This is a genomic window from Gottschalkia acidurici 9a (assembly GCF_000299355.1).
GTDB classification, from domain to species: Bacteria; Bacillota; Clostridia; order Tissierellales; family Gottschalkiaceae; genus Gottschalkia; species Gottschalkia acidurici.
On record NC_018664.1, the window covers coordinates 2850991 to 2874864 of the forward strand.

The 23874-nt window shown below is 29.8% G+C and carries 22 protein-coding genes, 1 riboswitch and 1 other annotated feature; of the genes, 3 read left to right on the top strand and 19 right to left on the bottom strand.

Going from position 1 to position 23874, the window contains the following annotated elements:
* Positions 1 to 17: 17 nt before the first annotated feature.
* The 5 genes from CURI_RS13535 to CURI_RS13555 all read right to left on the bottom strand — a co-directional run bounded on the left by CURI_RS13535 (position 18) and on the right by CURI_RS13555 (position 4380).
* Entirely contained in the window at positions 18 to 770 is a 753-nt protein-coding gene (locus tag CURI_RS13535) for an ABC transporter permease (protein WP_014968837.1), read from the bottom strand.
* Positions 763 to 1686: an ATP-binding cassette domain-containing protein gene (locus CURI_RS13540; protein WP_014968838.1), complete on the bottom strand. Its 924-nt coding sequence runs from the start codon at positions 1684 to 1686 to the stop codon at positions 763 to 765. Before CURI_RS13540 ends, CURI_RS13535 begins: the two co-directional genes overlap by 8 nt.
* 117 nt (positions 1687 to 1803) lie before the next feature.
* On the bottom strand, positions 1804 to 2538 hold the full coding sequence (locus tag CURI_RS13545) for a response regulator transcription factor (RefSeq protein WP_014968839.1): 735 nt from the start codon (positions 2536 to 2538) through the stop codon (positions 1804 to 1806).
* A 77-nt stretch (positions 2539 to 2615) separates the two neighbouring features.
* On the bottom strand, positions 2616 to 3260 hold the full coding sequence (locus CURI_RS13550; protein ID WP_014968840.1) for a LemA family protein: 645 nt from the start codon (positions 3258 to 3260) through the stop codon (positions 2616 to 2618).
* A 229-nt stretch (positions 3261 to 3489) separates the two neighbouring features.
* On the bottom strand, positions 3490 to 4380 hold the full coding sequence (locus CURI_RS13555; RefSeq protein ID WP_014968841.1) for a LysR family transcriptional regulator: 891 nt from the start codon (positions 4378 to 4380) through the stop codon (positions 3490 to 3492).
* 224 nt (positions 4381 to 4604) lie between these two features.
* Between CURI_RS13555 and CURI_RS13560 the strand changes: the two genes are divergently transcribed.
* Positions 4605 to 5795, top strand: a complete 1191-nt coding sequence (locus tag CURI_RS13560; protein WP_014968842.1) for a coenzyme F420-0:L-glutamate ligase — start codon at positions 4605 to 4607, stop codon at positions 5793 to 5795.
* Between the two features lie 94 nt (positions 5796 to 5889).
* Here the strand turns inward: CURI_RS13560 and CURI_RS13565 are convergent, their stop codons facing one another.
* The 13 genes from CURI_RS13565 to CURI_RS13625 form a co-directional block, all read right to left on the bottom strand.
* Positions 5890 to 6084, bottom strand: a complete 195-nt coding sequence (locus CURI_RS13565) for a helix-turn-helix transcriptional regulator (RefSeq protein ID WP_014968843.1) — start codon at positions 6082 to 6084, stop codon at positions 5890 to 5892.
* A gap of 10 nt (positions 6085 to 6094) precedes the next feature.
* Complete coding sequence (locus tag CURI_RS13570) at positions 6095 to 6616, bottom strand: DUF6773 family protein (protein WP_014968844.1); 522 nt, start codon at positions 6614 to 6616, stop codon at positions 6095 to 6097.
* A 241-nt stretch (positions 6617 to 6857) separates the two neighbouring features.
* Positions 6858 to 7415, bottom strand: a complete 558-nt coding sequence (locus CURI_RS13575) for a CvpA family protein (protein WP_014968845.1) — start codon at positions 7413 to 7415, stop codon at positions 6858 to 6860.
* A gap of 79 nt (positions 7416 to 7494) precedes the next feature.
* A complete protein-coding gene (mgtA, locus tag CURI_RS13580) occupies positions 7495 to 10137 on the bottom strand; it encodes a magnesium-translocating P-type ATPase (protein ID WP_014968846.1) in 2643 nt (880 codons plus the stop codon).
* A gap of 381 nt (positions 10138 to 10518) precedes the next feature.
* A riboswitch (M-box (ykoK) riboswitch) is annotated at positions 10519 to 10678 on the bottom strand.
* A 148-nt stretch (positions 10679 to 10826) separates the two neighbouring features.
* Positions 10827 to 12185: a nucleobase:cation symporter-2 family protein gene (locus CURI_RS13585; protein WP_014968847.1), complete on the bottom strand. Its 1359-nt coding sequence runs from the start codon at positions 12183 to 12185 to the stop codon at positions 10827 to 10829.
* Between the two features lie 526 nt (positions 12186 to 12711).
* On the bottom strand, positions 12712 to 13884 hold the full coding sequence (locus CURI_RS13590; protein WP_014968848.1) for an aminotransferase class I/II-fold pyridoxal phosphate-dependent enzyme: 1173 nt from the start codon (positions 13882 to 13884) through the stop codon (positions 12712 to 12714).
* The gene (locus tag CURI_RS13595) at positions 13881 to 14360 is read right to left on the bottom strand and encodes an Lrp/AsnC family transcriptional regulator (protein ID WP_014968849.1); all 480 of its coding nucleotides are present in this window, start codon (positions 14358 to 14360) and stop codon (positions 13881 to 13883) included. The genes CURI_RS13590 and CURI_RS13595 overlap by 4 nt, the downstream gene beginning before the upstream one ends.
* Before the next feature lie 48 nt (positions 14361 to 14408).
* Positions 14409 to 14665: a binding site (T-box leader), on the bottom strand.
* A gap of 101 nt (positions 14666 to 14766) precedes the next feature.
* A complete protein-coding gene (locus CURI_RS13600; protein WP_014968850.1) occupies positions 14767 to 15354 on the bottom strand; it encodes a prolipoprotein diacylglyceryl transferase family protein in 588 nt (195 codons plus the stop codon).
* Positions 15355 to 15948, bottom strand: coding sequence for a TlpA family protein disulfide reductase (locus CURI_RS13605; protein ID WP_014968851.1), 594 nt, complete (start codon positions 15946 to 15948; stop codon positions 15355 to 15357).
* Positions 15949 to 16015: 67 nt separating this feature from the next.
* Positions 16016 to 16714, bottom strand: coding sequence for a cytochrome c biogenesis CcdA family protein (locus tag CURI_RS13610; RefSeq protein ID WP_014968852.1), 699 nt, complete (start codon positions 16712 to 16714; stop codon positions 16016 to 16018).
* Positions 16715 to 16822: 108 nt separating this feature from the next.
* Positions 16823 to 18202: a HAMP domain-containing sensor histidine kinase gene (locus CURI_RS13615; RefSeq protein WP_014968853.1), complete on the bottom strand. Its 1380-nt coding sequence runs from the start codon at positions 18200 to 18202 to the stop codon at positions 16823 to 16825.
* Positions 18203 to 18211: 9 nt separating this feature from the next.
* Positions 18212 to 18898, bottom strand: a complete 687-nt coding sequence (locus CURI_RS13620; protein WP_014968854.1) for a response regulator transcription factor — start codon at positions 18896 to 18898, stop codon at positions 18212 to 18214.
* Between the two features lie 153 nt (positions 18899 to 19051).
* Complete coding sequence (locus CURI_RS13625; protein WP_014968855.1) at positions 19052 to 20455, bottom strand: DUF4830 domain-containing protein; 1404 nt, start codon at positions 20453 to 20455, stop codon at positions 19052 to 19054.
* A 172-nt stretch (positions 20456 to 20627) separates the two neighbouring features.
* On the opposite strand from CURI_RS13625, the gene CURI_RS13630 reads away from it, so the two are divergent.
* Positions 20628 to 21347, top strand: coding sequence for a phosphatase (locus tag CURI_RS13630; protein ID WP_014968856.1), 720 nt, complete (start codon positions 20628 to 20630; stop codon positions 21345 to 21347).
* A 53-nt stretch (positions 21348 to 21400) separates the two neighbouring features.
* Here the strand turns inward: CURI_RS13630 and CURI_RS13635 are convergent, their stop codons facing one another.
* On the bottom strand, positions 21401 to 22291 hold the full coding sequence (locus CURI_RS13635; RefSeq protein WP_014968857.1) for a LysR family transcriptional regulator: 891 nt from the start codon (positions 22289 to 22291) through the stop codon (positions 21401 to 21403).
* Positions 22292 to 22492: 201 nt separating this feature from the next.
* Between CURI_RS13635 and CURI_RS13640 the strand changes: the two genes are divergently transcribed.
* Complete coding sequence (locus CURI_RS13640; protein WP_014968858.1) at positions 22493 to 23842, top strand: MATE family efflux transporter; 1350 nt, start codon at positions 22493 to 22495, stop codon at positions 23840 to 23842.
* Positions 23843 to 23874 lie beyond the last annotated feature (32 nt).

Genomic DNA, 23874 nt, shown 5'->3' on the forward strand with positions numbered 1-23874 from the left:
CACCTCTTTTTTCTAATTTATTTAATCTCTTTTTTCTTAAAAAGTATAATGGTTAATAATATGAATACTATTGCATATATAATACCTACACCATTTGCGGATAGTATTGTTTTAATAGTAACTTCCTCTTCCATTAGTTTAGATATCTGTTTTGTAATTAGAAAGTTATTAAGATACATAAGTTTATCTGACACAAAGTATGAAAGAACTCTTATAACTGTAGACGTCATCAGGAAAATACTTACATAAACAAGTGAATATGCAGTATTGTTTTTTATAGCAAACGCTAGAAAGGTACCTATTGATATAGCACCAATACATAATGTCATTGTAGTTAATAATCTTTTTAGGTAGTTCAGTACTATTTCTGAAGTGACACCATCTAATCCAAGTAATATTATTCCGCTACCAAAGAATATAGTTAATATAATCGTAACTGATATTAAAGAAAGAATAACTGTTGTTATAATCTTTGATAAAACTAATTTACTTCTTGGAAATCCAAGTGATATTACATTTTTTAAAGTTGAATTTTTTTGTTCTTCTGCTGTAACTATATCAACTATAATTAAAACAAAAAATACTGACATTCCAAGAGTTCCAAATGCTGCTGTAAATATCATATTTAAGCCCAGATCAGGTAATGAATTCTTATTAGCCATAAAGAACACATTAAGTGCTAGTCCAAGTAAAGATAATATTCCTGTTAGATTCCAAAAATATGATCTATTAAAATTCCTATATAATTCCGCTCTTATATAATTAAGCATTATGATTACCCCCTACTAGTTTAATGAAGTAGTCTTCTAGATTTGCACCCTTTTGATTAACTGAAGATACCATGATTCCGTTTTCTACAAGAGCCTTGACTACAACTTCAGGAGTATCTATATATTCATATAATCTAATTTCATTATTATTTAAAACTTCGTATTCATTACAATTAAGTTCTTTTTCTATTATAACTACTGATTTAGTTGTATCATCTACCTTTATTGATAAACACACTCTGCACTTCTCTTCTAATTCTTCTGCTGATATCTGTTCTACTATCTTCCCTTTATCAATAAATCCATATATAGTAGCTAATTGAGAAAGCTCTCCTAATATATGACTTGATATGATTATTGTAGTATTCTTCTCTCTATTAAGCTTTATTAGTAGTTCTCTTAACTCAACTATTCCAGTAGGATCAAGTCCATTTACAGGTTCGTCTAAAATAAGCAAATCTGGGTTTCCCATTATAGCAAATGCTATACCTAGTCTTTGTTTCATACCAAGAGAAAAGTTTTTAAACTTTTTGTTTCCTGCATCTTCGAGACCTGTGATTTTAATAACTTCTTCTACACAATCTTTTTCAACTATACCTTTTTGTATTCTGTAATATTCAAGGTTTTTTCTTGCGGACAAATATGGAAAAAAACTCGGTGTTTCAACCATGCTACCTGTTCTTACTCTTGATTTATTTAAGCCTTTCTCAGATGTTTCTCGGAACAGCTCAATTTCTCCATTTGTCGGTATTGTAAGCCCTGTTATCATTCTAATTAAAGTCGTCTTACCAGCACCATTCTTTCCAACAAGTCCATAAATATCTCCTTGTCTGACTTCTATATTTACGTTGTTCACAGCAAACTGACTATGGTATTTTTTAGTCAGATTCTTTGTTCTAAGTATCGTATCAGCCATCTAAGCTAACCTCCTTATCTTTTATAATTATATATTAAGATATAATATAAAAGATAATATAAAGAAAATCTTAAGAAAGTATTAAGTAATAAGAAAAGAATTAGTTTCAAAATGTATTTACTTCATTTTAAACCCAATTCCCCAAACTGTGTGTATATATTCTGTCTTTGAATCAACCTTAGCTAGTTTGGAACGTATATTACTTATGTGAACATTTACCGTATTATCATCCCCTAGAAAGCTAGCATCCCAAGCATGTTCAAATATATTAGCTTTTGTAAATACTTTATTTGGATAGGACATGAGTAACTCTAATATAGTGAACTCTCTTGCTGTAAAATTAATATTCTGTCCTTTAAGTGTAACTTCTACGGTTTCTTGATTTAGAACTATATCATGATAAGTTAAGATTTTTTGCTTTTTATTTGAATCGGAAAATACCATGTATCGCCTTAACTGGGCTTCAACTCTTGCTAATACTTCTTTTACATCGAATGGTTTTGATACAAAGTCATCTGCTCCTAGTCTCAATACATCTATCTTTGTATCTTGTCCAGGCTTAGCTGATATAACTATGATTGGCATAGTCTTAATTTCTCTTATATCTGAAATAAGCTCTTCACCTGTTATACCGGGTAGCATTAAGTCAAGTAATATAAGTTGAAAATCATAATGTTCAAGACACATTTTAGCCTCTGACCCTGAATATGCACTTCTTACATTGTAGCCTTGCTTAGTTAGTATCTTGCATAGTAGATTGTTTATATCTACATCATCTTCTACAATTAGTATATTTACACTATTATTCATATAATAATCACCACTTTTATAATATAGTTTAAATTTATTCAAACACTAAAGCCTCCTTTAAGTGATTTTAATTATAATTACTAAGTCACAAGGAGGCTTATTATTTCTATTTGTTTTTACTATTCGTTAATATCAGTATCATGATAAAATTCTAAAGATTCTAGCTTCCACATTTCTAAAAAGATAATTGCAGGGACATTAACAATAGTAGAATTATAGTACGTAACATATTCGTTATATAGTAATTTCGAGTTTAATATCGTATTTTGTGATTCTTCAAGTTGAGATAATATTGTACTTATATGGGTGTCTGATTTTAGATCTGGATAGCTTTCCACAGTCAATCTCAAATCACTTATAGAAAGAATTTCTCCTTCAACACCACTTTTCACAGCACTCCCTTCTCTTGAAGATGCCACTGATTTTTGAATATCACTTTCATGGTATAGAAATTTAGTTATAATTTCTTCAGCTTTAGATAATAAATCTTTCTCACGTTTCTTATATATACTAATATTACTATGTAAGGCATTTGTAGTTAGCTCTAGTTTCTTTAAGTAGTTAAACTCACTAATTATTATATAAGCTAACATTGTAATTAAAGAAAACATAATTGATAAATTTGAATAGAAATCTGGTATTTCATCTCCATTAGTAAACATAGAGAAAATAAATAAATAAATAAGATATCCAACAACTAGTCCAACAATAAATGAAATTAACTTATTTAAATAAGTTCGTTCTTTAATCCTTTTATGACTCATGCGATCTCTCCCTTAAGTAAAAACATTTTAAATTAATTATACCATGTGAATATAGTTTATTCAATTTTTACTTTTATTGAATCAACTTAAATAAAACCTATATAATCCCTATATATCTATTCACATATTAACTATATATCGTGTAATTATTGACACGGTATTGTTAATTAATTTGGAATATTCCTTTTATTAAGATTACTGAATATAAGCGAGGTCACATTTAATAATTTTATATACTTTTACTATCTAATATTTCAACAAACTTTTCAGAAGCAGGAGATAAGGACACGCTCTTTAAAAAGCAATACCCTATTGCTCTTTTAGGTATATCCTCTTCCAATTTTATTTCATATAGTATATTACTTGATAAATACTCTTTTGAGAACTCTCTAACTACACAAGCTATACCTAAATTTATTCTTGCAAACTCCAATAGTAAGTCATGAGATCCAAGTTCAATTTCTGTGCTTAGTTTTATTCCTTTCGTTAACATATACTTTTCTACATATTGTCTTGAATTTGACTTTGGTTCGAGTAGTATAAGCTGTGATTTATTTAATTCTTCTAAGCTTAATGGTTCTTTTAACTTATCTTTATATTTATCGCCACAAACAAAAATATCATGAACATCTATACATTTTTTTACTTTTAAAGATGAATCTTTTATAGGTAAGTTGCAAATTGCAATGTCTACTTCACCTGACTTTACCATAGAGCAAAGTTCTAAAGTTGTTCGATTTATTATTTTTAGCTTAATATTTGGATATTGATTGTGGAACATCTCTAGATATGGTAGTAAGTAATATCTTGAAATAGTATCTCCAACCCCTATTTTTAGTTCCCCTGTTATTAAGTTTTTAGATTCTAATAATTTTTTTTCTCCAGTTTTAATTAAACTAATAGCAGAATTAACGTACTCAAATAAAGTTTCTCCTTCATTAGTAAGTATCACACCTTTAGGAGTTCTAGTAAAAAGACGCATATCTAGATCATTTTCAAGTTGCATTATTGACTGACTTATAGCTGGTTGAGTCATAAATAATTCTTTAGCAGCTTTTGAAAAACTTTGACACTTTGCTACTTCACAAAATACTTTATATAAATCTAATTTAGATATCATATAAGCACTCCTTATATCTAATATCATATATATTTATTTTACTTATACCATATGAGGTTATATAATACAAGTATAAACGACAACACAATTTTAATACTTTTTTAATTGTATAGATTTTTTAATTAATATCCCAGTATTTTATATTTTTTAATATTGTTTAAAAAGGATAAGATATGATAATAAATACATTATATGATATTAAAACTATAGAGGAGTGATTTTCAATGGAAAGAACAGTAGGTACTGTAGTTAGAGGTGTTCGTGCTCCAATTATTAATGATGGAGACGATATCGTTCAAGTAGTTGTGGATAGCGTATTACAAGCTTCAAAAGCAGAAGGTTTTTCTATTAATGATAAAGATGTAGTTACTTTAACTGAATCTATAGTAGCTCGTGCTCAAGGTAACTATGCAAGCATAGATGCTATTGCAAAAGATATAAGCTCAAAGTTTGGTGATGATACAGTTGGAGTTATATTCCCAATATTAAGTCGTAACCGTTTCTCTACTTGCCTTCGTGGGATTGCAAAAGGAGCAAAAAAAGTTGTGATAATGTTAAGCTTCCCAGCTGATGAAGTTGGAAATCATTTAGTAGATATAGATGTACTTGACGAGAAAGGTGTAAATCCTTGGTCTGATGTACTAACTGAAAAGCAATTCCGTGAATACTTTGGATATGAAAAGCATCAATTTACTGGTGTTGACTATATAGAGTATTATAGATCTTTAGTTGAAGAATGTGGTGCTGAATGTGAAATTATATTCTCTAACCACCCAAAAACAATTTTAAATTATACAAAAAGCGTTCTTGCTTGTGATATTCATACTAGATTTAGAACTAAAAGAATTTTAAAATCAAATGGTGCTGAAAAAGTTTACGGACTTGACGATATTCTTGCTACTTCTATTGATGGTAACGGATATAATGAAGAGTACGGGCTTTTGGGTTCAAATAAAGCAACTGAAGATAGCGTTAAACTTTTCCCTCGTGATTGTCAACCTGTAGTTGATAAAATACAAGCTAGTCTTAAAGATAAAACTGGTAAAACTGTTGAAGTAATGGTTTATGGTGATGGTGCTTTCAAAGATCCTGTGGGTAAGATATGGGAACTTGCTGATCCTGTGGTTTCTCCAGCTTATACATCTGGACTAGAAGGAACTCCTAATGAAGTTAAGTTAAAATACCTTGCGGACAATGATTTTTCTGATTTAAGAGGTGAAGAGCTTAAGAAAGCTATTTCAGAATATATTAAAAATAAAGAAGAAGATCTTGTAGGATCTATGGCATCACAAGGTACTACTCCTAGAAGACTTACTGATCTTATAGGCTCGCTAGCTGATTTAACTTCAGGAAGTGGAGATAAAGGTACTCCTATAGTATATATTCAAGGATACTTTGACAACTATACTAAATAGTAGCCTATATATTATTATAGCCCTATATACTTATTTAGAGCGATCTCGCATGCTCTTTAAGTATTAGGGCTATATTTTTTATAAGTTTTAACCTTTATTCCTCCCAAAATAGATCATTTAAAGTTTTAGATAAAGCCTTACATATTGCAACACATAAGTTAAGTGAAGGATTATACTTACCAAGTTCTATTAAACCTATAGTTTGTCTAGATACTCCTACAATATTTGCTAACTGTTCTTGTGATAAATCTTTTTCAACCCGCGCTAGTTTTAACTTTATATTTTTCATATTAAATCACCTACTCCAAATCTTTATCTTCTGGTAGTATCTTTTCATTAATCTTTTTACTAGCTTTTCTTGCAATAAAATCAGTTATAGCTATACCTCCAACTAAAAAAGGTATATACATAATAAATGAAGCAAAAAATACTATTATAAAATACCACAGTCTATTTTTATCGCCTCCATATAATATAGAGCTTCTTATCCCAAAATAAAATGATATCACAATACCAAGAGCTAAACCTACAATAATATTTTTAATATTCATGGGTGTCTTACTTGTTCTATCATGCATCTCAATTTCATCTGAGTACACACCAAGACTTATCTTTCTAATCATAGAATACAGTGATGACACAATAATAACTATAATTTCGGTAATTACTAAGTTAGCTCTAAATCCGTATAAATAAGATTTAATAAAAATAGATATAAAACATATTATAATTGTTATTATATATGATTCTTTTAAGATTTTATTCATCGTATTAGATATTCGCTCATCAACAAGTCCTCTTTCTTTATTAAATAATCCCATTTTCATGACCCTCCTATATTTGTAATACTTTTTCTTTCTTAATGATATCTTAGTCTATTATTAGCATTATGTCAAATATATATGTCATAATTCAATATATACAACCCTAGTATTTTGTTGCAAATAAAACAGAGGATTTAGTTAAGATAATTATCTTAACTAAATCCTCTGTTCACATCACTATAAATTATACCTTACTATATTTGCATTTCAACATATAGGTTATAGCTTATCATATATTTTAACTAACTATATTTTCTATTAATCTAACTATGGGATTATTATCATACATAAACTTAACAACAACAGTTTTTGCAATAGATTCATTCAGATTATTATCATTACCTATTTCTATTGCAAATGTTACAAAGGCAAGTATTATAAATGTTATTATTAATCCTTTACAAAGTCCAAATGCCATCCCACCAAAACTATTAATTCCATCAAGTATTGGTAGCGAAGCTACCTTATTTATTAATCTACCTATTCTAGATATTATTAGTGACGTAATAAAAAAGATAACCATAAAAGTTACTATACTTAAAAAGGACTTTACAGCCATGTCTGAAATGATGTTGGTTGCAGGGTTTGCTACAGCACCTTTATTCGTATATTGACTTATAATATTGGCAATGTTCGTATTGTTTATTATATAGTTTGTTAAGTCTGGGGAGTAAATCTTTGCTATAACTGCTGATAATATATATCCTACAATACCAAATATGGATAATATGAGTCCCCTTCTCCATCCACTAATTCCATATAACGCTAAAACTACTATTACTATAATATCTAACACTTTTATTCTTCGCTTCCTTTCTTCTTTTCTATTATTATTTTATATTAATATCCTCATATAGTCTAGAATTTTAGTTTAACTATATTAGTGTTTTGAATTTCTTAATATAAATATTTTTTACCACTTGGGTTAATGCACAATAGCTCACTAAGATTCCGATTAACCATGGGAAGTATGATAATGGTAATGGTACTAATCCAACAGATGCTCCAAATGAAGTGAATGGTATACATATACCTAGTATCATAGTCAAACCTGTTAAAAGTAGTACTGGAGTTGTAGCTCTACTTTGAATAAAAGGTATCTTTTTAGTTCTAATCATATGAACTACAAGTGTTTGGGACAGTAGTCCTTCAATAAACCATCCTGATTGAAATAAAGACTGCATATCAGGGGTATTAGCTTTAAACACATATAACATCACTATAAAAGTTACTATATCGAATATTGAGCTTATAGGCCCTATAAAGATCATGAATTTGCCAATATCATTTGCATCCCATTTTCTTGGTTTCTTTAAATATTCATCATCCATTGTATCCCATGGAATAGATATTTGAGATATATCATATAAAAGATTTTGTATTAATAAATGAATAGGCTGCATAGGTAAAAAAGGCAAGAATGCACTAGCAACTAAAACACTAAATACATTTCCAAAGTTAGAGCTTGCAGTCATTTTAATATACTTCATAATGTTACCGAAAACTCTTCTTCCTTCCATAACACCTTCTTCAAGAACCATTAAATCTTTTTCCAAAAGTATTATGTCTGCAGACTCTTTAGCTATATCTACTCCTGTATCTACAGAAATACCAACATCAGCTTGTTTTAGTGCTGCTGCATCATTAATTCCGTCTCCCATAAATCCTACAGTATGACCTTTACTTTGAAGTATCTTTACTACTCTTGATTTTTGAAGTGGAGAAAGTTTTGCAAAAATATTAATTCTATCCACTACTTCTTGTAACTCATCATCACTTAATAAGTCTACATCATTTCCAAGTAATATGTTCTCAACAGTGATTCCGACTTCCTTACAAACCTTTTTAGTTACAGCATCATTATCTCCAGTTAGTATTTTTACTTCAACACCATGATCATTTAATGCTTTTATAGCGTCAGCTGCAGAGTCCTTCGGTGGATCTAAGAAACCTATATAACCCATAAACACCATCTTACTTTCATCTTTAATACCAAATGTATTTTCATCAGGAACATCATTTTTTTGAGCAACTCCTATAACTCTCATTCCGTCATTATTTAACTTTTCAACTGTCTCTATAATTTTAGCTTTTATATCATCTGTTAACCTTACAACTTCACCATCATATTCTGCCATTGTACAGATAGAAAGCATCTCTTCAACTGCTCCTTTAGTTATAAGTTGCTTCTTATTTTCTTTGTCTTGAAGTACAACAGACATTCTCCTTCTTGAGAAATCAAAAGGTATTTCATCCACTTTATTATATTTATTTTTAAGTTCTTCAAATCCAAAATCATTTCCATGATTTAATATTGCTGAATCTATTAAATTTCTAAGTCCTGTTTGATAGAAGCTAATTAAATATGCATGTCTTAAAACTCTCTTATCTTCTTCTCCATGAATATTTAGATACTTTTCCACAACTATCTTATCTAATGTTAGTGTTCCAGTTTTATCAGTACATAGTACATCCATAGCTCCAAAATTCTGGATAGCATCTAGTTTTTTTACCACTGTCTTACGCTTTGCCATAGCTACAGCACCTTTAGCTAGGTTAGTTGTGACTATCATCGGAAGCATTTCAGGAGTAAGTCCTACTGCTACTGATATACCAAATAAAAGTGCTTGTAACCAATCTCCTTTTGTTATTCCATTTATAAAAAAAACTATAGGAACCATAACAAGCATAAATTTTATTAATAAAAAGCTTACACTATTTACACCCTTTTCAAAGCTAGTAATCTCTTTTTTCTCAGATAAGGCTTTTGCCATAGTTCCAAAATATGTTTCATCACCTGTTGATACTACAACTGCAGTAGCACTTCCACTGACAATAGTAGTACCTAGTAAGCATATATTATCTATTTCAGATATTGTTGCATCTTCGCTTAACTTATTTATTATTGAAAATTTCTCAACTGGTTCTGACTCTCCTGTTAAAGATGATTGACTTACAAATAAGTCTTTACATGAAACTATCCTTAAATCTGCTGGTATCATGTCACCCGCTGCTAAATACACTATGTCTCCTGGTACTATATCGGATATATTTATTTCCTTAACTCCATTTTCCCTTCTTAGAACCGCAGCAGTTGTTTTTACCATTGATTTTAACTTCTCTGCTTCTTTACCCGATTTAAATTCTTGCATAAATTTTAAGATCCCACTGATAGTAACCATAGTACCGATTACTATTATTGCAGTAAAGTCTCTTTTCGTTACTGGAGCAAGTATCACATCTGTAAATAGAGAAACTCCCGCAAGTGCAAATAGTACTAACACAAATGGATTAATAAAGGCTTTAATAACTTGAATATACCAAGATGTTGGTTTTTCATGAGATATTTGATTCTCACCATACATATCTATTCTTTTTTCAGCCTCTGTTACAGATAATCCTTTGCGACTAGTATCTAGTCCATTAAATAATTCTGTTAACTCAATCTTACTATAACTTTTAAGTCTTTCTGTAATTTCTTTTGTTTTAATCTCTGGATTTACATTTCTTTTCTTCATCTCTTACACCTCCATGCTAAAAAATACAGCAAGAAACTAAAGGTTAATAAGTATATTTTTTTAACCTTTTTGAAGGAAATAAAATATTAAGTTGGTAAATTGAAATTACTATTTTAGCTAATTCAAAATGAAACTAATAGAAATAAAAGATGAGAGATAGAGAAATGTATACAAGAAAAGAATTTCTTACTTCTAAATTAAGTCTATGTGAAAAAGAATAACACCTAATATATGTTTATTGGATTTAATTTTATTTCTAGTATATATATTTCTACCTCTACTATCCTCATTACTACCATCAGTATCCATCCTTTTCCACCTCCTATTTTCAAAAATAAAAAGCTCCCGTCAAACTTAAACACGACAAGAGCTCTATAATAGCCATTTTATCTCGTTCAAGTTTTAGCTCTGCAAGGCAATGAAGTTGCGTTAGATTAAGCCTTCTTTGTTCGGCAAAACCTGCTAACCAGTTCAGAATGTCTCCATCCTTTTACGGCAGCAACCCGTATCCTTGTAGTAACCTCACCTACCGAGGAAATATTTTATTTTCATCTATAGTATATGCATATAGTTTATATATGTCAACCACTTTTACTAAACCAATATTAAAATAATACCTAACGATTTATATACTAAAAAAGGATGTAGATAATTATCTACATCCTTTTTTACTGTATTTGTAAAGCAATTTATTCCGCTACTGCCTCTGATGATCCTTCTGTTGAAGATTTTTTAATATCTTTAAAGTTGAAAAGTATATTAAGCACTATTGCGAATAAACTTGCTGATATTATACCATCTTGGAATATCATTTTTAATCCATCTGGAAGGTTTGCTAATGCACCCTGTGATACCTTACATCCAAGACCTATAGCTATAGAAACAGCTATTATTATTAAGTTTCCTTGTTTTGAGAAGTCAACTCCAGATAATATTCTTATACCTGAAACTGCAACCATACCGAACATCGCAAGTGTTGCTCCTCCAAGTACAGACATAGGAATCGCTGTACCTAATGCCGCAAATTTAGGAATAACCCCTAATACTATTAGTATAAATCCTGCAGCTACACAAACAAAACGGCTTTTAACCCCTGATAACGTAACTAATCCAACATTTTGTGAGAATGTAGCATATGGGAATGAGTTAAATAAACCACCCATAGTTTTAGCTATACCTTCTGCTCTAAGTCCTTTTATGATATCTTTTTCAGATATCTCTTTATCACAAATTTCACCTAATCCTAGAAACACTCCAATTGCTTCTACTGACGTAACTATAGCAACTAATGTTAATGATATAATAGCATCTAATCTAAACTCTGGCATTCCGAAATGAAAAGGTAGTATAAGTTCAAACCATCCAGCATGGCGAATTTCTTCAAAATTAACCATTCCTAAGAAATAAGCTACTATAGTACCTGCAAGTAATCCTACTAGTACAGATATAGATTGTAAAAATCCTTTAAAGAATCTGTTCATAAATATTACTACTCCCAGTACAAATACTGCAAGAAGTAGGTTTTTAGGGTCTCCATAGTCTGCATTATTTGCTCCTCCAGCAGCATTGTCAAGTGCTAAAGGAATAAGTGAAAGACCAACTACTGTAATAACCGTACCTGTAACAACAGGTGGGAAAAATCTTGTTAACTTTCCAAATAAACCTGAAACAGCCCATAGTAATAGACCTGAAATTATAGTGGCTCCATAAATTATAGTAAGCCCTTGAACCCCGGAAGAAACATTTGCAGCTGTACCAATTGCAATCATTGGACCAACAGCAACGAATGAACATCCTAAAATCGTAGGTAACTTAATTCCTGCATAATTTCCTATACCGTATGCTTGTATTAGTGTGGCTATACCACAAGTGAAAAGATCCGCTGCGATAAGATAAGCAAGTTGTTGTGGACTAAGTCCCAATGCTCCACCTAATACTATCGGTACTACAAGTGCACCAGCGTACATCGATAGCACGTGTTGAAGTCCCAGTGGTACAAGTTGTTTAACTGGTAACCTCTCGTTAACATAATCAATTTTGTTACTCAAAATTCTTCCTCCTTTAATTTTCTCCTCTTAATTTTAACGTCCTTTGCCAATGTAAGCCCTCACGAATATATATAGCATGTGTTGTTAATTTTTTAACAATGTTTAATAGCGTTTCTCTCTAAATTTTCTTTTTATTATTCCACTAATTTTGCTTAGAATTGAGAGTTTACATTGGTACTCAGTTATAAAAATTTGAACTGAAACGTTTTCATGTTGTGTATTTAGAGTTGATTTTATTGAATAGAACTTTCTAAGCTAAGCCTATTTTAATACAGATAAAATATCTATGTCAATGTAAAAACTTTTAGAATGGAAGGACTATCTTTGTCACTCTTTGTCGATAAATGTTTTTGTTTGTCGATATTTTTTTAACAATTTGTTCACTTACTACAAACTCTGTTTATATTAATCTCAGTATTTTCTACAGTATACCACACGCTAATAAATTTATTTTTATATAACTTTAACAAAAATATTTTATAAAGACTTAAATTTTATTTAAATGAGTAAAAACCTATATAGTAGTTTATATAGGTTTTTGATTATTAATAAATCTTTCTATTCTTTTTAAAGCTTCCATTATATTTTCCATAGAAGACGCATAGCATGCTCTTATAAATCCTTCTCCACATTCTCCAAAAGCATTACCTGGAACTGCAAGTACTCTTTCTGACATAAGAAGTTTTTCACAGAATTCATCTGAATTCATTCCTGTTGACTTGATAGATGGAAATACATAAAATGCTCCTAATGGCTCAAAACATTCAAGTCCTATCTTTCTAAATCCATCTACTAGTACTCTTCTTCTCCTGTTGTAAGATCTAACCATCTCATCTACACTGCTATCACCATTTTTTAGTGCTTCTATAGCTGCATATTGCGATACTGTAGGTGAACACATTATAGCATACTGATGAATTTTTTTCATAGCATCTATTAGTACAGTATGTCCACATGCATAGCCAAGTCTCCATCCTGTCATTGCATATGCTTTGGAAAATCCATTTATAACTATAGTTTTCTCTTTCATCTCTGGAAATCTTGCTATAGAGTAGTGTTCTTCATTATACGATAACTCTGCATATATTTCATCCGAAATTACAATTATGTCTTTATCTTTTAGAACTTCTACTATTCCACTTAACTCCTCTTTATTCATAATAGCTCCTGTTGGATTGTTGGGAAATGGAATTATTACTACTTTAGTTTTTGGTGTAATAGCCTCTTCTAGCATTTCAGGCGTTAATTTGAATTCATCTTCTGCTCTAAGGTTTAAGACCTTTGCAGTAGCGCCTGTAAATGCTGTACATCCTTTATAAGCCACAAAGCTTGGCTCTGGTATGATAACTTCATCTCCAGGACCTACTAAAGCTCTTAGTGCTATATCTATAGCCTCACTTCCTCCTACTGTTACTAGTATTTCATCACTAGCGTTATAAGAAAGGTTAAATCTTCTATTTAAATAGTTTGAAATTTCTTCCCTAAGTTCTATAAACCCTGCATTAGAAGAATAATGAGTATGACCTTCTTCAAGAGAATATATCCCTGCCTCTCTTATATTCCAAGGGGTAACAAAGTCTGGCTCTCCTACCCCTAGTGATATTACCCCTTCCATTTCATTAACCATATCGAAATATTTTCTTATTCCTGAAGGGGGCATATCTCTTACATTTTTTAGAATCATATCTTCTAGTTTCATATGATTATTGCCTCCCTGTTATCAGTATCTTTTGTTTCAAATATTTTACCATTATCTTTATACTTTTTAAGAATAAAGTGTGTACTTGTACTAAGAATATACTCCTGCACCGATAGTTTCTGTGATACAAAGTGTGCTACTTCTTTCATAGTTTTACCTTCTACAATAACTGTTACATCAAATCCACCTGACATTAAATAGCAAGCTCTTACTTCCGGGAATTTATATATTCTTTCTGCTACTTTATCAAATCCTTCTCCTCTTTGTGGAGCTATTTTAACTTCTATTAATGCAGTAACCGTTTCTTTCTTAGTTTCATCCCAATTTATAAGAGTAGTATATCCAGCTATTGTACCATTTTCCTCAAAAAACTTTATAGCCTCTTTAACTTCTTCTTCCGTTTTTCCAGTCATAATAGCTATTTGCTCATCTGTATATCTACTATTTTTTTCTAAAATTTCAAGAATCTCTTCCATTTGAAATTCCTCCCTTTCTTTTTTTGAATAAAAAAAATCCTTCATCCCAAAAGGGACGAAGGATCTACTTCGCGGTACCACCCTAATAGGCAATATAGTATTGCCCACTCAGTTAGAATATAATGTACATATTCTACCCTCTATAACGTGAGGAAACGTCAATATCTACTTTAAGAGCTAGTAACTCTTATTTCTCAATATGAGATTCAAAGGCTGCTTCTATAAAGTACCTTACCGAAGTTCCACCACTCTTCAGCTCTCTATAAAGTAATCCTCTATATACTATTCCTTATCATTATCTTTAAAATATAAAAATTTATTTAATTGTTATGATATCATCTTACATACATTATATCAAGTTTCTATAATAAATAAACTACTAAAAATAAAAATTTAATTATTTTTATTAAAAACTTTTCATTTTATATATAAATATTACCAATGTTAAAGTTAACAACCTCAAGTATTTATTATTTAACTTTTTAAATAGGGTTAATTCTAATATCATAGCTAATAAAAATAATGTAGATAAATTCAAAGCTCCACTTTGACTATTTCTTATATGATTAGAAGCTATTAAAGTCCTATCAAATATTGGTATCCATACCCCTATAGACATAGAAAAGTAGAATGGCACAGTGAAAGTTTCTAATAACTTTTCAAATTTAATATTATATTTTTTAGATATAATTATTAGTAATAATAATCCGGATACTATTCCTCCCACTAGAGATAAATTATAGTAAGATATCTTAAATATAGCAGTCATATTATCTTTGTATAAATTGATGTTTATTAAAACATAACCTAGTCTAGCTCCAACAAATCCAGTTACCAATAACCACATAAAAATATCTTCGATTTTACCTTTGTCCCCATCTTTTTCATTTAAAAATAGTTTTACAATGAGATAACTTATGAGTACCGAAATTATAATCAATAACATAGGCCATGTTATAGTTATAGACTTATATGAGAAGAAAAAAGGCTTCACTTATTGATCTTCCCTTATGCTATCTAAAATTTGATTCATTTGAGGATAAGTCATCATTCCAGGCACTGACCCTATCAAGTTCCCGTCTTTTCCTACAAAATATGTTGTAGGGAATGCACTCACTAAGTAAGTTTTTGCTACATCTCCCTTTTCATCTAAAAGTACCTCAAAATCATAATTGCCTTTTTTAATATAGTCCACTACCTTATTTTTATCTTCCATAACATCAACAGCTAATACTACTAAATCTTCATTTTCTCTATCTAGTTTTTGAAGATCCGGCATTTCTATGTCACAAAATTTACACCATGTTGCCCAAAAATTTAGAAGTACTATTTTTCCTCTATAATCTTTCAATGATACTTCTTTACCTTCTAAATTTCTAAGTGTAAAATTTGGTGCTTCTTTACCAACTTCTATTTCATCTAATTCTTTATTTTCCGTATCTTCATCAATTGAACTCTGTTCATTATCTTTATTTAATGTATTTTCATTAGATGGTTTTTCTTCTGACTTTCTTTCCATTGTAAAGAAATATAATGCTCCAACTAGTACTACAGCAAGTATTATTATAAATATACTTTTTCTATTCATCTTAGTCCCTCCTGATATTAATGTAAACTTAATCTAAACTAAATGTCTTCCTACATCAATCTTTAATCTATCTGATAAGCAAGCCGCTTATGTTTATGACTTTATTAAAAAATACTAGTATTCCAAAAATTATCATCACTATACCGCTAATCTTAGGAAGATATTTAGTGAATTTCTCTGCTTTCTTAATAAATTTGTCAAATATATTTATAAACAATGCTGTTAATATAAATGGTACTGCCATTCCTAGTGAATATATTAATAATAAATAAACTCCTTTTGAAACAGTAGCGGTTCCTCCTGCATAAACTAATATAGATGCCAACACAGGTCCAAAGCATGGTGTCCATCCGGCAGCAAATACAATTCCCATTAGAACGGAACTAAACCAATTTGTTACTTTTACAGGTGACGCTATTCTTTTCTCCCTGTTTAAAATATTTAGATTTATAATTCCTGTCATTTTTAATCCAAAAATTATTATTATTACTCCACTAACTTTTGAAAATACATCTTTATTCCTTACAAATATTTTTCCTAAGAAACTAGCAGATGTTCCCATTATCATAAAAATAATTGTAAATCCTATAATGAATCCTATTGTTCTTGTTAGTGCAAAAAGTCTTCTCTTTTCAAGCTCTTCTTGGGCATTGGAACCTGTAAGATACATTATGTATACTGGAATTAGTGGAAGTATACATGGTGAAAAAAATGATAAAAATCCTGCTCCGAAAGCTATAGGAGTTGAAACACTTTCTAACCCCATAAAAAATTCCCTCCTAAATGTATAATAAGTTTTTCTCTTACTATACAATTTACAAGGGAATTTTAAAGAAATTATAAAGATATTCTATTTTCAAAAATAAATTTAGTCTTATATTGGTAAGGTTGTTATAAATGTACTACCTTGTCCTAATTTACTATAAACTTTAATATTGCCTCCAAGTGTTTCAACTATTGCTTTTGAGATTGTTAATCCAATTCCAGTACCGCCTGTTTTTCTATCTCTAGTTTCATCTGTTCTATAAAATCTCTCAAATATAAATGGTATGTCTTCACTAGAAATGCCTATTCCATTATCTCTAACAGAAATTACTATATTTTTATCTGTTTCATCTAATGTAATTTCGACTTCTCCACATTTATTCGTATATATATAGGAGTTATTAAGTAAGTTTATTAGTACTTGTCTTATTTTATCTTTATCTGAGTTTATAATTACTTCTTTTTTATATTTAAAGTTCAGCTTGATATCTTTGCTTTCATATTGGGATTCAAAAAGATCTAGAAGTTGCTTTATTTCATTATTTAAATTAAACTTAGTAAAATTTAATTTCATGCTTACTTCTTCTAATTTTTCTATATCTTTAAGTCCTTGAACTAATTTAGAAAGTCTTATTATTTCATCATAACAACTCTCTATTCTTTCATTTGTAACCTCCCAAACGCCATACAAAAATGCTTCCATTGTATTTTGTAGTATTGTTAGTGGAGTTCTAATTTCATGTGCCATATCTGATGTAAGTTTTCTTCTGAGTATATCCTTATCTTCCAGACTCTTTACTAGATAATCTATTGAATTACACAACTCATTTATCTCATATGTGCTGCTCTTCATATCCAACTGTACTTTTAAGTTTCCACCCCTAATTTTATTTGTGGCTTCCGTCATCTTTTTTAGAGGAGTGGAGAAATGCTTTGCTAAAAATATGCTTATTATTATTCCAATTATTAATGTTATAATGAAAGTTTTAATTAAAATATTATAGATAGTGTTTTTCATTTCTAAATCTCTAATCCCACAATTATCTACGCTATAGTATCCTACAGTTACATCTCCTACTTTTTTATCATACTTAACTAAGTCATAACTTTTTTCTCCATAGTAATCCTTCTCAAATCTTTCTTTTGACTTTTCAAGATATCTCAAAAGTAAGCTTTCCTCTGTATTCTGTAAATATTCCTTGCTTGTTTCAAATATACTTCTACCATTTAAATCTCTTACATTAATATAAAACCCTTCACTTTTAGCAAGTAGTTCAATATCTCTCGTATATTGCATTCCTTTCTCAATATCAAAGTCGTTTTCAATTGTATCAACTAGTATCTCTATCTTTTTATTTTTTTTATCTTTTAAATAGTCATTAAAATTCTTATCTATACTATAATTACTTATAATAACTCCTAGTGTAATGGAGAGTATTATTACAGCAGAGAAACTAGCTATCAATTTATTTACAAGCTTTATTTTCATAATTCACCTCTAAGCATTGAATTTGTATCCCATACCATAAACAGTTTGAATATATCTTGGTTCTTTAGAGTTATCTTCTATTTTTTGTCTTATATTCATTATATGAACGTCTATTGTTCTATCTATTCCATCAAAATCTATTCCAAAAGCTTTATCTAAAATTATATCCCTAGATAGTATTCTTCCTCTGTTAGAAATCAAAATTTTAAGTATTTTAGCTTCATTCGGCGTAAGCTTACTTTCTATCCCTTTTTTTATCACAGTCGAAAGCTTTATATCAACCTCTAAATCACCATCATTAAACACAAATTTTTCGGCCTGTGGATTTTCTTCTTTATAACTTCTCCTCATAATTGCAGCAACTCTACTAATAAGTTCTTTTATACTAAATGGTTTTGTAACATAATCATCAGCACCTATGCCTAGTCCTTCTATTTTATTTTCTTCATCTACTTTAGCAGTAAGCATAATTATAGGAATATCTGATTTAGATCTAATTTTTTTACAAACCTCTTCACCGCTGACTTTAGGAAGCATAAGATCCAAAATAGCCAAATGAATCTCTTCTTTTTCAAATATTTCTATAGCTTCTTGTCCATCATGGGCTTTATAAATAAAATATCCTTCAACTTTAAAGAACGATTCTAAAAGTTCTACAATCTTAACCTCATCATCTACAACTAAAATATTTTTCATTTATCTTCCTCCAATTGCAAAAAGACTGATATTTATTATCAGTCCTATTATATATCTATATTAAGTTTAATGATTAACTTAAGTCAATCATACTCTATAAATTTCTACCGTTAATTATTTACATATCACTAATTATATTTCTATTTAATGTTTCTATCCTTTAATATATCTTGACAAGCTATCATTTATTTCATAGTACCAATAGTCTATATCTGAAAGTACTAATTTATTGATAACTTCATAATATTCTAGTATTACAGTGGTTTCATCTTCATAATAAAAGCATATAGCAAAGTCCGAACTACCTCTTATTGACAAATTGCCTTTATATGACTTTGTATCTTTGAATAACTTTAAAAAATCATCCAATTCTTTTCCTGTAATCTCTCTTCTGCTATAGTCACTTGTATCTATTATTTCAACTTTGTTTATCCTTGTGAATTCTAACTTAGATGGTTCAAAGCTTTCAGGTCTGAGATATCTTTTATCATTTAGAGAAACTATTCCTGGAGCGTATCCTTCATATACTAGATAAGCACCAATTATTTCAGCATCTTCATTATAGTATATATATGCAATAATACCGTTACGACTAATGTTTGTATTTTTTGATTTCCCTTTTAACTCGTATCCTATTAAAAATATTTCTTTTCCTTTATATTTCTCTAAGTTTAAACCTATATCTTTAGAGGTTTCAAATACTAATCTATTGTTATCTTCCAACTTTGACTTTTGATTATATACTTTCATATGAACACTATATTCATATTTTTCCAAAAATTCTTCTGCCTTTTCTTCTATTAGTATTTTACCATCAATATTAGAGTCTATAAAACTAAACTCTGGTAGTTCTGAGAAATCAGGAATCTTTGTCTCCTGTGGTACTCCTACTATACCTTTAATTTCACTTCCTTTTACATCACTAACTCTTCCCATAAAAGTTGTATTGTTTTTAGATTCCATCACCTTAAAAAGCTCTGTAATCTGATCCCTTCTGACATAACGATTTTTTCCAAATGATAATATACTTTTTGATCTGTCCCAAATATTAGGTTTAACATCTTTTGTAAGATCATTTTCAAACATATAGTAAATAGCTTGTTCTTCTGTAAGATTAAAACCATTTTTAGCAGCTGTTATTCTAGCTATATCTCCTCTTGTTAATAACTCATCCTTTGCTTTATCATCATTGTATCCCTTCAAAGGTATTTCATATTTTCTTAGCTCATCATAGTAAACTTGAGACCAATGTGAGTATTCATTATCTTTAGCTTTATTTTCTTCAACATTTGTCGAAAATCTAGCTAGCATAACAACAAAATCTTTTTCTGTTATTTCTAAACTCGGTCTAAATCTTCCATCTGGATAGCCTTTTATTATTCCTCGATCTAACGCCCAATAGATACTTTCTTTCCCTTGATAGTTTTCAAGAACATCCGAGAATTTTATCTGAGTAGCATGAATTAGTGTCTCAGATAGCAATGATGTCAATATTACTATTATAGCAGCTATTATACTTATTCTTTCTAACTTAGTATTTGTATAATTTATGTTCATTTCTACCTCCTTTTTAATACTCATTTTATATGTGTTTATATATTAAGTCAATAATGTAAATAGTATCCATGTATTGTTGTTATAAGCTTTGTATTTCTTATAACTTATTGCATATGCTATAATTTAAATAACATAATAAAAATAAATATATTTCGAAAGAGAGGAATTACATATGAAAGCACTTATGGACCTTCATTGTCACACGATTAATAGTGGTCATGCTTATAGTACTCTAGAGGAAATGATTGCTGGTGCTAAGAGAAAAGATATTAAAGTCTTAGGTATTTCTGATCATGCCCCTTCAATGCCTGGAGGTGCTCATAAATATTTTTTTCAAAATACTATAGTATGGCCTAGAGAGATTGACGGTTTGATTTTATTAAGAGGTATAGAAGCAAATATTATAGATTATGATGGTAATATAGACATAGATGAGGATACTTTAAAAAAGTTAGACTATGCTATAGCTAGTTTTCATCCTCCTTGCATAGATCCTGGATGTATAGATAAAAATACTAATGCTATAATAAATGTAATAAAAAATCCTTATGTGAAAATTATAGGACATCCTGATGACTCAAGATATCCTTTAGATTATGAATTAGTAGTAAAAGCTGCCAAAGAACATAATGTTGCTCTTGAAGTTAATAACTCTTCTTTAAATCCAGGGAGCTTTAGAGTTGGAGCTAATGAAAATGTAAAAAACTTTTTAAACCTTTGTAAAGAGAATAAAACAAAAGTTATATTCGGTAGTGATTCCCATATTTCTTATGATGTAGCATCTTTTCATAATTCATTAAGTATTGCAGAGCAAGTAGGGTTTCCAATGGAACTTATTGTGAACTACAATAAAGATCTTATAAATGATTTAATCGGTAAAACAATTCTTTAAAATTAATAAGAAAAAGAGCTAATTATATTTTATAATCAGCTCTTTTTTATGCTTCAAACGTTAAACTCTGACATTTCTTTTAATAGTGATATAAAGTTCTGTGAGGTTTTAGATAGGTAGTGATCTTTAAGCCAAATTAATCCTGATGATGCTGTAAAACTCTCATCATCTATTTTATATGTTTTTATATTATAGTATTCTTTATGACTTTTAAGTATTGTCTCTGGTATAATAGTAGCTCCAAAGCCTGATGACACTAGTTGGAGTAAAACTAAGATATCAGAACATTCACATGTTACATTTATGTTTAGTTGTCGGGATGAAAATTGTTCTATTATCATATTATAAAGACCTAGGCCTTCAGTGCTAGGTAATATAAGTGAATAATCCTTTATTTGTTCATAAGATACTTTATTCGAAGTAAGTTCAATATCTCTTGAAGTTACAAAGTAAAATGGTTCTGGTTTGAAGTAGTGTACACAAATTCCTTCTAATTCAACTGGAAAACGAATGATTGCTAGCTCTATAGCCCTCTCCTTTAACAATTTATATAGTTGTCCCGATTCATTTTGTTGTATCTTATATGAAACATGAGGATATCTTCTTTGAAACTTATGAAGTATCTCTGATAGTTTATAGTAAGAAAGTGTATTAACGCCAATCAATAGCTTTCCTCTTTCTCCAATTCCAGTTTCTTTAACTTCTATATTAGATTCTTGTACTAGATTTAGTATTTTCAGAGCATTTTTATAGAGAACTTTTCCAGAGTCAGTTAACTCAAGGTATTTTCCCACCTTATATACTAACTTAACCCCAAGCTCTTCTTCCATAGAACTTAGTTGCTGACTCAATGGTGGTTGAGTCATATGGAGTCTTTTAGCAGCAGCAGTAATTTGTCTCTCCTCAGCAATAGCTATAAAGTAATTAAGTTGTTTAATATCCACCTATTATCACCTCTATGTATATGAAAATCATATGTGTTTTTAATATTATAAATATTTTTAATATCCTTAGTTATATGTTACCATAAATTAAGGTACTTAGTACTCTCTCTAATAGTAAAACGTTATTATTTAACCACTTAAGCTCCGTTTCCTTTAATTTAAAAATTTTATAAATAGTACACAGAAAGGGGTGTCTTCATTATGGCATTAGATATGAGATCCGGTAATCCAACCACTCAGATGTTAAAATTTGCGTTTCCTATGCTCATCGGTAATGTATTCCAACAACTTTACAATATGGTTGACTCTGTAGTGGTTGGAAGATTCGTAGGTAAAAATGCACTAGCCGCTGTTGGTTCTTCTTTTTCACTTATGAATTTTATTACATTGCTGATTATTGGGTTATGTATGGGAAGTTCAATAGTTATATCTCAGTACTTTGGTGCTGATGACTCTCAGCGTTTAAAACGTACCATCTCAACATCGTTTATTTTTATAATTGGACTCACTATATTTTTATCAATAACTACATTTATATTCGCAAAACCACTTTTAATATTGATTAAAACTCCGGTAGAAATATTGGATGGTGCTGCTTCTTATCTTAGAATAATTTTTGCTGGATTAATATTTATATCATTATATAATATTGCGGCCGCACTTCTAAGAGCAGTTGGAGATTCAAAAACTCCTTTATATTTTTTAATTGTTGCAGCTGTTATCAATGTTATACTAGACCTTGTGTTTATCATAAACTTTAACATGGGTATTGAGGGAGCCGCTTATGCAACAGTTATTGCTCAGGCTGTAGCTTCTATTTTAAGTTTAATATATATATTTTCCAAAGTTCCTATTCTAAAGATGAAAAGAAAAGAGTTTATATTTGATAAATCACTTTTTTCTGTAATAGCGAAATACAGTGTATTATCATCTATGCAACAGTCTATCATGGCTATAGGTATGGTTGCTGTACAAGGTCGTGTGAATATGTTTGGAGCAGACGTAATAGCTGCATATACAGCTGCTGTGAGAGTAGATTCCCTTGCGTATCTTCCTGTTCAAGATTTCGGTAATGCTTTTTCAACCTATGTAGCCCAAAATGTAGGAGCAGGTAAAATAGATAGAGTTAAGAAAGGATTTATCTCCTCGGTTAAAATAGTACTAGCATTCTGTATCATAACCTCTATCATAATACTCACATTCTCAGAACAGTTTATGAAGATGTTCGTAGATCCTAGTGAAATTAAAGTAATCCAAACAGGTGTAGATTATATTTCTGTAGTAGGAATATTTTATTTATTAATTGGATTCCTATTTTTATTCTATGGCTTATTCAGAGGAGTAGGAAGTTTATCTATGTGTATTGTTTTAACTGTAATATCTCTAGGAACTCGTGTAGTAATGGCATTTTCGCTTTCTTCTATTCCATTTATCGCAGAGAAAGGTATATGGTGGTCTATTCCTATAGGATGGATTCTAGCAGATATTGTTGGCTTTGTAGTGTATAAAAAAGGTAAATGGCAAAACCATATAACGATGTATTCTAAATAGTGAATATAATAAAAATCACAAGTAACGATATA

Excerpts from the sequence above, each read along its gene's own strand:
- CURI_RS13630 (WP_014968856.1), top strand. The coding sequence starts at position 20,628 with ATGAAAGCACTTATGGACCTTCATTGTCACACGATTAATAGTGGTCAT.
- CURI_RS13560 (WP_014968842.1), top strand. The coding sequence starts at position 4,605 with ATGGAAAGAACAGTAGGTACTGTAGTTAGAGGTGTTCGTGCTCCAATT.
- CURI_RS13550 (WP_014968840.1), bottom strand. The coding sequence starts at position 3,260 with ATGAGTCATAAAAGGATTAAAGAACGAACTTATTTAAATAAGTTAATT.
- CURI_RS13620 (WP_014968854.1), bottom strand. The coding sequence starts at position 18,898 with ATGAAAAATATTTTAGTTGTAGATGATGAGGTTAAGATTGTAGAACTT.
- CURI_RS13565 (WP_014968843.1), bottom strand. The coding sequence starts at position 6,084 with ATGAAAAATATAAAGTTAAAACTAGCGCGGGTTGAAAAAGATTTATCA.
- CURI_RS13590 (WP_014968848.1), bottom strand. The coding sequence starts at position 13,884 with ATGAAACTAGAAGATATGATTCTAAAAAATGTAAGAGATATGCCCCCT.
- CURI_RS13535 (WP_014968837.1), bottom strand. The coding sequence starts at position 770 with ATGCTTAATTATATAAGAGCGGAATTATATAGGAATTTTAATAGATCA.
- CURI_RS13625 (WP_014968855.1), bottom strand. The coding sequence starts at position 20,455 with ATGAACATAAATTATACAAATACTAAGTTAGAAAGAATAAGTATAATA.
- CURI_RS13555 (WP_014968841.1), bottom strand. The coding sequence starts at position 4,380 with ATGATATCTAAATTAGATTTATATAAAGTATTTTGTGAAGTAGCAAAG.
- mgtA (WP_014968846.1), bottom strand. The coding sequence starts at position 10,137 with ATGAAGAAAAGAAATGTAAATCCAGAGATTAAAACAAAAGAAATTACA.
- CURI_RS13570 (WP_014968844.1), bottom strand. The coding sequence starts at position 6,616 with ATGGGATTATTTAATAAAGAAAGAGGACTTGTTGATGAGCGAATATCT.
- CURI_RS13640 (WP_014968858.1), top strand. The coding sequence starts at position 22,493 with ATGGCATTAGATATGAGATCCGGTAATCCAACCACTCAGATGTTAAAA.
- CURI_RS13540 (WP_014968838.1), bottom strand. The coding sequence starts at position 1,686 with ATGGCTGATACGATACTTAGAACAAAGAATCTGACTAAAAAATACCAT.
- CURI_RS13595 (WP_014968849.1), bottom strand. The coding sequence starts at position 14,360 with ATGGAAGAGATTCTTGAAATTTTAGAAAAAAATAGTAGATATACAGAT.
- CURI_RS13605 (WP_014968851.1), bottom strand. The coding sequence starts at position 15,948 with ATGAATAGAAAAAGTATATTTATAATAATACTTGCTGTAGTACTAGTT.
- CURI_RS13615 (WP_014968853.1), bottom strand. The coding sequence starts at position 18,202 with ATGAAAATAAAGCTTGTAAATAAATTGATAGCTAGTTTCTCTGCTGTA.
- CURI_RS13610 (WP_014968852.1), bottom strand. The coding sequence starts at position 16,714 with ATGGGGTTAGAAAGTGTTTCAACTCCTATAGCTTTCGGAGCAGGATTT.